At 67.1% G+C, this 11,913-nt stretch carries 9 protein-coding genes; 6 read left to right on the forward strand and 3 right to left on the reverse strand.

All coding sequences use genetic code 11. The features are described 5' to 3' along the window. Positions 1-129 precede the first annotated feature (129 nt). From Q0Q02_RS17610 to Q0Q02_RS17620, 3 genes are read right to left on the reverse strand one after another with little or no spacing between them, the layout of a single operon-like run. Positions 130-1,428, reverse strand: coding sequence for an FAD-binding oxidoreductase (locus Q0Q02_RS17610; RefSeq protein WP_293811251.1), 1,299 nt, complete (start codon positions 1,426-1,428; stop codon positions 130-132). Positions 1,429-1,448: 20 nt separating this feature from the next. Then, entirely contained in the window at positions 1,449-2,942 is a 1,494-nt protein-coding gene (locus Q0Q02_RS17615; RefSeq protein WP_293811253.1) for an aldehyde dehydrogenase family protein, read from the reverse strand. Then, the gene (locus Q0Q02_RS17620) at positions 2,939-4,045 is read right to left on the reverse strand and encodes a mandelate racemase/muconate lactonizing enzyme family protein (protein ID WP_293811255.1); all 1,107 of its coding nucleotides are present in this window, start codon (positions 4,043-4,045) and stop codon (positions 2,939-2,941) included. The genes Q0Q02_RS17615 and Q0Q02_RS17620 overlap by 4 nt, the downstream gene beginning before the upstream one ends. Before the next feature lie 135 nt (positions 4,046-4,180). Here Q0Q02_RS17620 and Q0Q02_RS17625 point away from each other — a divergent pair, with 135 nt between their 5' ends. The 6 genes from Q0Q02_RS17625 (at position 4,181) to Q0Q02_RS17650 (ending at position 11,830) form a co-directional block, all read left to right on the forward strand. Continuing rightward, a complete protein-coding gene (locus Q0Q02_RS17625; protein WP_293811257.1) occupies positions 4,181-5,722 on the forward strand; it encodes a PLP-dependent aminotransferase family protein in 1,542 nt (513 codons plus the stop codon). 56 nt (positions 5,723-5,778) lie between these two features. Next, positions 5,779-7,389: a GMC family oxidoreductase gene (locus Q0Q02_RS17630; RefSeq protein WP_293811259.1), complete on the forward strand. Its 1,611-nt coding sequence runs from the start codon at positions 5,779-5,781 to the stop codon at positions 7,387-7,389. 59 nt (positions 7,390-7,448) lie between these two features. Beyond that, positions 7,449-7,793, forward strand: coding sequence for a RidA family protein (locus Q0Q02_RS17635; protein ID WP_293811261.1), 345 nt, complete (start codon positions 7,449-7,451; stop codon positions 7,791-7,793). 92 nt (positions 7,794-7,885) lie between these two features. Further along, positions 7,886-9,253 (forward strand): glutamine synthetase family protein, encoded by a 1,368-nt coding sequence (locus Q0Q02_RS17640; RefSeq protein WP_293811263.1) that lies wholly within the window; start codon positions 7,886-7,888, stop codon positions 9,251-9,253. 49 nt (positions 9,254-9,302) lie between these two features. Beyond that, positions 9,303-10,685 (forward strand): aldehyde dehydrogenase family protein, encoded by a 1,383-nt coding sequence (locus tag Q0Q02_RS17645; RefSeq protein ID WP_293811265.1) that lies wholly within the window; start codon positions 9,303-9,305, stop codon positions 10,683-10,685. Continuing rightward, positions 10,685-11,830, forward strand: coding sequence for an iron-containing alcohol dehydrogenase (locus Q0Q02_RS17650; RefSeq protein ID WP_293811267.1), 1,146 nt, complete (start codon positions 10,685-10,687; stop codon positions 11,828-11,830). Before Q0Q02_RS17645 ends, Q0Q02_RS17650 begins: the two co-directional genes overlap by 1 nt. Positions 11,831-11,913 lie beyond the last annotated feature (83 nt).

An 11,913-nucleotide genomic window follows, 5' to 3' on the forward strand; every position in this document is an offset into this window, starting at 1 on the left:
CGTTCCCAAATGATGAGCGCGCGGTTGGCCGGTCAGCGGCGTCCGCACGTCTCGCCTCATGCAGGGTCCGGCGAAATTGGTCTGGCTATAAGGTCCACTCTGAGAATTCGGGGCGACCAATCCGACGCGTTAGCGGGCCAGCCGGTCGCGCCAGCTATAGTAGAGGACCGAAGGCGCGAGGAACCAGGGATTGCCGGTGTAGAAGGGCCGTGTCTGGAAGGGCAGGCCGTCGAAAGCGGTCCTGCCCTCGGCGAGGCCGAGCACCTGCTGGCCGAGCCGCATGCCGAGATAGCTCGCCATGCCGACGCCGGAGCCGCAATAGCCCATGGCGTAATGCATGCCTTCGTGCCGGCCGATATGCATCAGCTCGTCGAAGCTGTAGGCGACGAGGCCGCACCAGGAATGGCTGATCTTGCGGTTGGCGAGTTCCGGGAAAATCCGGCTCATCGCGCCGTGCAGCAACGGCCCGCTGCGGCGCGGATCGGTCTCGCTGAGCGAGACGCGGCCGCCGAACAGGATGCGCCGCCGGTCCGGCGAGGCGCGATAGTAATAGACCACCTTGCGGGTGTCGCTGACGATGCGGTTCTTCGGGATCAGCCTGTCGACCAGCGCCGGCTCCAGCGCCTCGGTCGCGATGACATAGCTGCCGATCGGGATGACGCGGCGGCGCAGCCAGCCTGTCAGCGGGCCGGTATAGCCGTTGGTGGCAATGACGACGTCGCGAGCGCGGATCGCCCCGCGCGGCGTCTGAACGAAGAAATCCTGCCCCATGCGCTCGATCCCCGTCGCCGGGCAATGCGGCACGAGTTCGGCGCCGGCCGCGACGACGCGTTGCAGCAGCCCCTGATGATAGCGGGCCGGATTGATCGAGGCATGGCTCTCGTAGACGACGCCACCATGATAGAGATCGGAGCCGATCTCGCTGCGCTGCTCGGCGCGCGGGACGACATGGCAGGCAACTTCCAGCCCCTTGGGTTGGGTTCCGACGCTGCGGGCCAGCTCCTCGTATCTGCCGGGCGCATGCGCGGCGTGGAAGCGGCCGACGACGCCGAAATCGCAGTCGATCCCCTCGTCGCGGACGAAATCGCCGATATAGCGCAGCGAATTCCGGCCTTCCTGCATGATCGCGAAGGCGCGCTCCCGGCCATGGCGGCGGGCGAGCTCATCGAAGCCCGGCTTCACGCTGGTCGAAATCTGGCCGCCATTGCGGGTGCTGCAGCCGAAGCCCGCCGCCTCGGCATCGAGGACCACAGTATGGCGCCCGCCCCGCGCCGTCTGAAGCGCGGCCTGCAGGCCGGTATAGCCGGAGCCGACGACGACGACCTCGGCCTGCTGCGGCGGGTCGGCGTGCGGCAGATCCGGCCGGGGCACCTCGTCCCACCAATACGGCGCTGCCTTGAAATCACTGGCGAACAAATCGCTCGACATTATCGCGTCATCCCCCCGGATCAGATTCGCGCCACCACACTCTTGAGCTTGCAGTAAGAGCGCAAGCCCGCCATGCCCTTGGCGCGGCCGAAACCGGATTTACGGTTGCCGCCGAAAGGCATTGCGATGCCGCCGGCGAAGAACTCGTTGATATAGACCTGGCCCGCATCGACAGCCCGCGCATAGCGCCAGGCCCTGGCGTGATCGCAGGTATAGATGCCCGCGACCAGCGCGTAGGAGGTGGCGTTCGCCGCAGCGATGGCCGCGTCGCAATCGGGGACGACCTGCACGGTCAGCACCGGGCCGAAGATCTCCTCCTGCACCAGCGGATCGTCCGGGCCATCAGCGAGCACGATGGTCGGCTGGTAGAACCAGCCGCCGCCGCAATCCTCGGGCGACACGACGGCGCCACCGGTCAGGATGCGGTTGCCGGCGGCGCGGGCGCGGTCGACATGGGCAGCGACGCGGGCCAGTTGCACCGGCGAATTGATCGGCCCGATCCCGGCATCGCTCAGGCCATGGCCCGGTCGCAGTGCCTGCGCGCTGGCGACGAGACGCTTCAGCAACGGTTCGGCTATCGCCTCCTCGACGATCAGGCGCGAGCCGGCCGAACAGACCTGCCCGGCATTCTCGAAGATCGCTTCCATGATCCCGGCGATGGCCGCGTCGAGATCGCAATCGGCGAGCACGACGAGGGGAGACTTGCCGCCGAGTTCGAGGACGAGCCGGGTGACATGCTCGGCCGCGGCCCGCATCACGCGCTGCCCGGTCGCGACAGAGCCGGTGAAGGTGATGTGGTCGATGCCGGGATGGGCGACGAGTGCCGCCCCTGCATCAGAACCGGTGCCGGCGACGACGTTGAGCACGCCAGCAGGCAGGCCGGCCTCATGCAGCAATTCCGCTAACATCAGGGTGGTGAAGGGCGTCTGCTCGGCCGGCTTGACGACGAGCGTGCAACCGGCCGCGAGGGCGGGTGCAATGCCCCGCGCCGCCGTCGAGAGCGGGTAGTTCCAGGGCACGATCTGGGCGGCGACACCGACCGGCTCCTCGATCGTCAGCCCGACATGGTCAGGGCCGAGCGGCATGCTGTCGCCGTGCAACTTGTCGGCCGCGCCGGCGTAATAGGCGAAGGCCTTCACCACGCCGCCGACATCGCCCTCGGCTTCCGCGAGGCGCTTGCCGGAATCGAGGGTCTCAACCACGGCGAAACGGGCCGCGCGCTCGGCAATCAGGCGGCTCGCCCGCATCAGGATGTCGCCGCGCGCGGCCGGGCTCAGCCGCGACCACGGGCCGGAGAGCGCCGCACGGGCAGCTGCGACCGCCCTGTCGATATCCTCGGCGTCGCCAGCCGCGACCGTAGCGAAAGCCTTGCCCCGACCGGGGTCGAAGCTCTCCATCAGCCGCCCGGAGACGGACTCGACGAAGCGCCCGTCGATGAAATGCCCGCCCGGCAAGCCAGCGAGCGTCCCCGTCCTGACAGCCTCGGCGACGAGTTCGGCACGGTCCAAACTCACGCGCCGATCTCCGTGACCTGATAGGCGGCCTTGGCGAGCCAGGACGGCTCGATCTCGACCCCCCAGCCCGGCCCGTCGGGGATCGCGACCATGCCGTCGCGCGCCTGCGGCGGGTTGCGCAGCAGGCCCTGCTCCCACGGGTAGTAATCCAGCCCCTCGATCGAGAATTCGACATAAGGCCCGGCATTGGCGAGCGCGCCCATGATGTGCAGCGTGAACACCGTCACCAGCGACTGGTTGGCCGAATGCGGCGTCACCGGCAGGCCGGCGGCTTCGGCCCAGCGCGCCACTTTGAGCATCCGCCCGACGCCGCCGATATAGCAGACATCCGGCTGCACGACGTCGACCACGCGCCCGTCGATCATGGCGCGCCAGACGGCGAGGTCGCAGTCCTGCTCGCCGCCGGTCACGTCGAGATCCAGCGCTTCGCGGACCTCGCGCGTCCAGGCATGCTCCCAATAGGGACAGGGCTCCTCGAAATGGACGATGCCGTGATCCTGCAGCATCTTGCCGACCGCGATGGCTTTGGCCGGCGAATAGCCGCTATTGCCATCGACCAGCAGCGTCGCCTCGGTGCCGAGCGCCCGCCTGATCTGCGGTACGATCGCCTCCGTCCGGCCCGGCCATTCGTCGATGTCGCGGCCGCATTCGCGCCCGACCCGGAACTTGAAGGCGCGATAGCCATGAGCGTCGCGCAGGCGCTGGAAGCGCTCGGCTTCGGCTTCGGGCGTGATCTCGCCACGCTTCATGCTGGAGGCATAGACCGGGAACGGGCGCGGCGTGCCGCCGAGCAGTTCGCAGACGCTTTTCCGTTCGATCCGGCCGCGCAGGTCCCACAGCGCCGTATCGAGGCCGGTCATGGCGCGGCAGAGATAGGAGCCGGGGAACTTGTGCTCGCGCTCGCCGATCGTCGCGATCAATTCGTCGATGTCGGAAGCGCCCGCGCCGATCGCCCAGCGCGCGACTTGCCGGTGGAAGACGGTCGCGGTGATGTCGGCATTATAGGGCGAGAACTGGCCCCAGCCCTGGCTGCCATCCTCGCATGTGGCGCGGACGAAGCCGACGTCCTGCGTCGAGAAGCTTTCGAGCCGGGTGATCTTCATCGCTGCCGCTATCCGTTCCGGGAGCGCCGCCCGGCGGGACCGCGGGCAGCTGCGTTGCAAAGAAGGGGCTTGAATTGGCCTGATCCCAAGGTCCATTCTCACCAAATCAGCAGTCCACTCCTATTCCGGGGCAGCATGGTCAAACGTGAAGAAGGCGTCCTGCTCCAGTCGATCGTACTGGACCGCGAGGGCGAGCACGGACTCAGCGTGCAGATCTGCGCGGGCCTGCGCGAATTGATCCTCGGCGGGACGCTCAAGGTCGGCGAGCGTCTGCCGGCGACGCGCACGCTGGCGCAGGAATTCAAGGTCGCCCGCACGACCATCGTCGAGAGCTTCGAGCGGCTTGCCGCGGAAGGGCTGATCGAGACCCGCGTCGGCTCCGGCACCTATGTCAGCCAGGCACTGGCGAACGAGCGCCCCGCCCCAGCCGCTGCGGCCACCGCCGCGCCGACGGCGCGGGTCAAGCTGGCGCAGGCGATGAACACGGCGTCGAAGCTGTTCGGGGCGCGCCTGCCGCATCAGCCCCGCGCCTTCACCACGGCGATGCCGGCCTTCGATGCCTTCCCGATGGCGCAATGGGCCAGGCTTTCGGGCAAGCACTGGCGCAAGCCGCGCCATCAGGTGCTCGGCTATCCCGATCCGCATGGCGAACGGGGCCTGCGCCAAGCCATCGCCGCGCATCTCAGGCTGAACCGCGGAATCGCCTGCGAATGGCAGCAGGTCTTCGTGGTTGCCGGCGCACAGCAGGCTTTCCAGCTCATCGCCGCAACTCTGCTCGACCCCGGCGACAAGGTCTGGTTCGAAGATCCCGGCGCGATCGGCGCGCGCAACAGCATGATTCAGTCAGGAGTCGACATCGTACCCGTCCCGGTCGACGAGGCCGGGCTCGTCGTTGAAGAAGGCTTGCGCCGCGCGCCGGAATTCCGGCTCGCCTTCGTGACGCCCGCACATCAGCAGCCGCTCGGCGCCAAGATGAGCCTGGAGCGGCGGCTCGCTCTGCTGGAGGCGGCTGAGGTCAGTGGCGCCTGGATCATCGAGGACGATTGGGACGGCGAGTTCTGCTTCCAGGGCGCGCCGATGGCGACATTGACCAGCATCGACCGCAGCGGCCGGGTGATCTATGTCGGGACCTTCTCGAAGACGCTGTTCCCGTCGCTGCGGCTCGGCTTCCTGGTCGCGCCGCCGCACCTTGTCGAGCAGATCGGCATCTGCCTGGAATCTTTCTCGCCGGGCGTGCCGACCGCCTTGCAGGGCATCGTCGCCGATTTCATCGTCGAGGGGCATTTCGCGACGCATGTGCGCCGCATGCGCAAACTCTACCAGGAGCGCTACCAGGCACTGGAGGATGCAGCGCGGCAGCATCTGGCGCCCGATCTGGAGGTGGTTCCGACCCAGACCGGCATGCACACGATCGCCTATCTCCGCGACGGGCTGGATGCCGTCGCGCTCACGCAGGCAGCTGCCCGGCGCGGTGTCACGGTCGCGCCGATCAGCCGCTTCTGCCTTGAACCCGTGGCGCGGGACGGGCTCGTGCTCGGCTTCAGCGGCTTCACGCCCGCGGAAATCAAGGCCGGCGTGCTCGACCTGCGGCGCGCCATCGACGACCTCGCGAAGAGCCGGAACTGGACTGGTCGTTCAACGGGAATGGTTCTTAGCGGGGAGCCCAATTCTCCCTAGGAATCCGGGCAGGCTGGCTGGCCGCATCGCCTTTGCGGCATCGACGGGACGATATCTTGACTGAATGGGACGTGATCATCGTCGGTGCGGGTTCGGCCGGCTGCGTGTTGGCCGGGCGGCTCGCCGAAGCCGGCCAGGGCTCGATCCTGGTGATCGAGGCCGGGCCGCGCGATCTCAGCCCCTGGGTCCATCTGCCGATCGGCTACGGCAAGACCTTCTACCATCGCCGCATGAACTGGATGTACCGGACCACGCCGCAAGCCGAGCTCGGCGGGCGGGAGATCTATCAGCCGCGTGGCAAGGTCGTCGGCGGGTCGAGCGCGATCAACGCGATGGTCTATGCCCGCGGCCAGGCCGAGGATTTCGACGAATGGCAGCGGCTCGGCAATCCCGGCTGGGGCTGGGCCGAGGTGCTCGCCGCCTATAAGCGCATGGAGGACCACGCACTGGGTGCCTCCCTGTGGCATGGCACTGGGGGCCCGCTCCATGTCGAGAACGTTGCCGGCGAGGTCCATCCGCTGACACCCCTCTTCGTCAGGGCGGCCGGCGAAGCGGGCCTGCGCTTCAACCCGGACCTGAACGGCGCGACCAGCGAGGGCGCCGGCTTCTACCAAATCACCACGCGCGGCGGCCGGCGCGAGTCGGCCGCACGCGCCTTCCTGCATCCGGCAAGGCGGCGTGGACGCTTGAAGCTCGAAACCGACATGCAGGTGACGCGCATCCTGTTCGAGGGACGGCGCGCCGTCGGCGTCGAGGCAAAGCGCGGCGGCGAGACCCTGCGTTACCGGGCGCGGCGGGAGGTCGTGCTGTCCGGCGGTGCCTTCAACTCGCCGCAGCTGCTGCAACTCTCCGGCATCGGCCCCGCCGAACTATTGAAGCAGCACGGCATCGCGCCCCTACTCGACCTGCCCGCCGTCGGGCGCAACCTGCAGGACCATCTCTGCTACGATCATGTCTATCGCTCGAAGCGGCCGAGCCTGAACGATGCGCTGCTGTCCTGGCCGGCCCGCATCGGCATGGCCGCGAACTATCTGCTGCGGCGGCGCGGGCCCCTGGCACTCAGCGTCAACCAGGGCGGCGGTTTCTACCGCACAAGGCCGGAGCTGACGCGGCCGGACATGCAGCTCTATTTCTCGCCGCTGAGCTACGAGCGCGCTGTGCCGGGCGTGCGCGCCTTGATGAAACCCGACCCGTTCCCCGGCTTCAGCTTGAGCGTCTCGCCCTGCCGACCGCTCAGCCGCGGCCATGTCGCGATCCGCTCGCCCGATCCGCAGGTCGCGCCGGAGATCGCGCCGAACTACCTCTCCGATCCCGAGGACCTGCGCATCCTGCTGGACGGCGCGCGCTTCCTGCACCGGCTCGCGGCGACACCGACGCTTTCCGCCGTGATCGACACCGCGATCCGACCCGGACCGGAAGCGGCCGACGAGGCCGCGCATGTCGCCGCGATCCGCGCGAACGCCTATTCGGTCTTCCACCCTTGCGGGACCTGCCGGATGGGACCCGATGCGAGCAACGCCGTGGTCGATGCCAGATTGCGGGTGCATGGCACCGAAGGCTTGCGCGTCGTCGACGCCTCGATCTTCCCGACGATTCCCTCGGGCAACATCAACGCGCCGGCCATGATGGTCGGAGAGCGCGCCGCCGCCCTGATGGCGGAAGGCTGACAGCGAGAATTCCCCTGCCCCGCCGGCCGTCGCCGGCACCATTCCCTGGAGGACAGACCATGATCACACGCCATGAAGTGACCGGACGGCTGAGCAAGGTGCTCATCGCCAACGGCTTCGCCTTCCTCTCCGGCCTGACCGCCGCCGACCGCAGCGGCGGCGTGCGCGAGCAGACGGCCGATATCCTCAAGCAGATCGACGGCTATCTTGCGATGGCCGGCACGGACAAGACCCGCATCGTCGTCGCCAATATCTGGCTGAAGGACATCGCGAATTTCAACGAGATGAACGCCGCCTGGGAGGCCTGGGTCGATCCGGCGCAGCCGCCGGCCCGCGCCACCGTCGAATCGCGATTGGCGGCCGAGAACATCCTGGTCGAGATCCAGGTCCAGGCGCTGGTCTGATCCCTGCATAAGCCGCACGAAAACATGCGAGCCGGCTATTTCGCCGGACGCATTCCCGTGTGAAGATCGCGCATCGGAGATGGATGACCGGCATGACTCAAGCCTACACGCTCGACGCCCTGAGAGAGGATGTCACTGCCGGCCGCATCGATACCGTGCTCGCCTGTCTCGTCGACATGCAGGGGCGCCTGATGGGCAAGCGCTTCCATGCCGCCTTCTTCCTGGAAAGCGGGCATCACGAGACGCATAGCTGCAACTACCTCCTCGCCACCGACATGGAGATGGAAACCGTAGCCGGCTATGCGGCGACGAGCTGGGCCGCCGGCTATGGCGACTACACGATGAAGCCGGACCTTTCGACGCTGTGCCGCGTGCCATGGCTCGAAGGGACGGCGCTCGTGCTCTGCGACGTGCAGGACCATCACGGCCATGACATCCCGCACTCGCCGCGCGCGGTGCTGAAGAAGCAGGTCAAGCGGCTCGAGGACATGGGGCTCAAGGCCTATATGGCGACCGAGCTGGAATTCTTCCTGTTCGACCAGACCTACGAGAACGCCTGCGCCAGCGGCTATCGCGATCTCAAGACCGCGAGCAGCTACAACGAGGACTACCACATCTTCCAGACGACCAAGGAAGAGGCGGTGATGCGGGCGATCCGCAACGGCTTGCAGGGCGCCGGCATCCCGGTCGAGAACTCCAAGGGCGAGGCTTCGGCCGGGCAGGAGGAGATCAATGTCCGCTATGCCGATGCTCTCACGATGGCGGACCGGCATGCGATCATCAAGAATGCCTGCAAGGAGATCGCCTGGGCGCAGGGCAAGTCGATCACCTTCCTCGCCAAGTGGAGCAACGCCCATGCCGGCTCCTCCTCGCATATCCACCAGTCCCTCTGGAGCGCCGACGGCAAGACGCCGCATTTTCTTGACGCGCAGGCGAAATACGGCATGTCGCCGCTGATGCGGAACTATGTGGCCGGCCTGCTCGCGCATGCCTCCGACATCACCGGCTTCCTCGCGCCCTATATCAACTCCTACAAGCGCTTCGTTGCCGGCACCTTCGCGCCGACCAAGGCGATCTGGAGCGCCGATAATCGCACTGCCGGCTACCGACTCTGCGGCGCCGGCACCAAGGGCATTCGCATCGAATGTCGGGTCGGCGGCTCGGACCTCAACCCCTATCTCGCCATGGCGGCGCTGCTCGCGGCCGGGATCGACGGCATCGAGAAGAAAATGGAGCTGGAAGAGGCCTTCGTCGGCGATGCCTATGGCGGCCGGGATATCCGCGAGATTCCGAAGACCCTGCGCGACGCGACCGTCGCACTGAAAGGCTCGGCGATGCTGCGCAAGGCCTTCGGCGACGACGTGATCGATCATTATGTCCGCGCCGCCGAATGGGAGCAGGAGGAGTACGATCGCCGGATCACCGATTGGGAAGTGAAGCGCGGTTTCGAACGCGCCTGACCGATCCCCTCCTCCCGCAGCAAAGCCTTCAGCCAGACGGATAGTGACGATGACGATGATCCGATGCGTGTCGCCGGTGGATAGCTCGGTCTATGCCGAGCGGCTTGCCTTGAGCCTCGACGAGGCGAAGGCCGTGGCCGCGCGTGCCCGCAAGGCACAGAAGGCCTGGGCGAAGCGCCCACTCGACGAGCGCATCGCGCTGGTGCTCAAGGGCGTCGCGCGGCTCAACGAGATGGGCCAGGAGGTGGTGACCGAGCTCGCCTGGCAGATGGGCCGGCCTGTGAAATACGGTGGCGAGTTCAAGGGCTTCAACGAGCGCTCGAACTACATGGCCTCGATCGCGCAGGAGGCGTTGGCGCCTGTTGTCATCGAGGACAGCGCCAGCTTCAAGCGCTTCATCGCGCGCGAGCCGCATGGCGTCGTCTTCGTGATCGCGCCGTGGAACTATCCCTATATGACCGCGATCAATTCTGTCGCGCCGGCGCTCATCGCCGGCAATGCGGTCATCCTCAAGCATGCCAGCCAGACATTGCTCACCGGCGAGCGATTGGCACGCGCCTTCCACGAGGCCGGCGTGCCGGAAGAGGTCTTCGCCAATGTCTTCCTCGACCATGAGACCTCGTCGCGCCTGATCGCCGAGAAACAGTTCGACTTCATCAACTTCACCGGCTCGGTCGCGGGCGGACAGGCGATCGAGCGCGCGGCTGCCGGCACCTTCACCGGCATCGGGCTGGAGCTCGGCGGCAAGGACCCCGGCTATGTCATGGCGGACGCCGATCTCGACAAGGCGGTCGACACGCTGATGGACGGCGCGACCTTCAACTCGGGGCAGTGCTGCTGCGGCATCGAGCGCATCTATGTGCATGAGAGCCTCTACGACGCTTTCGTCGAGAAATCGGTCGCCTGGGTCTCGAACTACCGCCTCGGCAACCCGCTCGATTCCGAAACCTCGCTCGGCCCGATGGCGCACAAGCGCTTCGCCCAGGTGGTCCGCGAGCAGATCGCCGAGGCAACCGCGAAGGGCGCGCGGGCGCTGGTCGATCCAAAACTTTTCCCGCAGGACGATGGCGGCGCCTATCTCGCGCCGCAGGTGCTGGTCGATGTCGACCATTCGATGACGATCATGCGCGAGGAGACCTTCGGCCCGGCTGTCGGCATCATGAAGGTGCGCAACGATGCCGAGGCGCTCGCGCTGATGAACGATTCCAAATACGGCCTCACCGTCTCGCTCTGGACCGGCGATGCCGAACGCGCCGCTCGGTTGGGTGCAGAGCTCGAAACCGGCACCGTCTTCATGAACCGCGCCGACTATCTAGACCCGGCCCTGTGCTGGACCGGCGTCAAGGAGACCGGGCGCGGCGGCTCGCTCTCGGTCATCGGCTTCCACAACCTCACCCGTCCGAAATCCTACCATCTGAAGAGAGCTGGCTGATGCCGATCACCGCGAACTGGAGCTATCCCACCGCCGTCAAGCTGGGCGCCGGGCGGATCAGGGAACTGGCCGATCACTGCAAGGCGCTCGGCATGAAGCGGCCGCTGCTCGTGACCGACCGGGGCCTTGCAAGCATGGCGATCACCGCCAACGCGCTCGACATCCTCGAAGCCGGCGGGCTTGGCCGGGCGATCTTCGCCGATGTCAATCCCAACCCGAACGACCGCAATCTCGATGACGGCGTGCGCGCCTTCAAGGCGGGCGGGCATGACGGCGTCGTCGCCTTCGGCGGCGGCTCAGGCCTTGACCTCGGCAAATGCGTGGCCTTCATGGCCGGCCAGACCCGCCCGGTCTGGGATTTCGAGGATGTCGGCGACTGGTGGACGCGCGCCTCCGTCGATGGCATCGCGCCGATCGTCGCGGTGCCGACCACGGCCGGGACCGGCTCCGAGGTCGGGCGCGCCTCGGTCATCACCAATTCGCAGACCCACACCAAGAAGATCATCTTCCACCCGAAATTCCTGCCGGGTGTGACGATCTGCGATCCCGAGCTTACGGTCGGCATGCCCAAGGCGATCACCGCCGGCACCGGCATGGACGCTTTCGCACATTGCCTGGAGGCCTATTCCTCGCCGTTCTTCCACCCGATGAGCCAGGGCATCGCGCTCGAAGGCATGCGGCTGGTGAAGACCTATCTGCCGCGCGCCTTTGCCGATGGCGGGGATATCGAGGCACGCACGCAGATGATGGCTGCTGCTGCGATGGGCGCCGTGGCCTTCCAGAAGGGGCTGGGCGCGATCCACTCGCTCTCCCACCCGGTCGGCGCCGTCTACCACACGCATCACGGCACCACGAATGCCGTGGTGATGCCGCCGGTGCTGCGCTTCAACCGCCCGGCGATCGAGGAGAGGATCGCGGCGGCCGCCGCCTATCTCGGCATCCCCGGCGGCTTCGACGGCTTCTATGATTTCGTGCTGAAGCTGCGCTCTGATCTCGGCATTCCCGACAAGCTCGCGGCGCTCGGTGTCGGCACCGACCGGATCGACGAACTCGCGGAAGCCGCCGTGGCCGATCCCTCGACCGGTGGCAACCCGGTGGAACTCACGGTCGATGCGGCGCGCAAGCTGCTGATCGAATCGATCTGAGATCGGCGGACGCTATCAACCGGCGCGCATGAAACGGCCCCCGAATTCCCCGGACAGGTCTCACCCTTAAAATAAGGGTTGGG

Source organism: uncultured Allobosea sp., assembly GCF_945956895.1.
Lineage (GTDB): Bacteria > Pseudomonadota > Alphaproteobacteria > Rhizobiales > Beijerinckiaceae > Allobosea.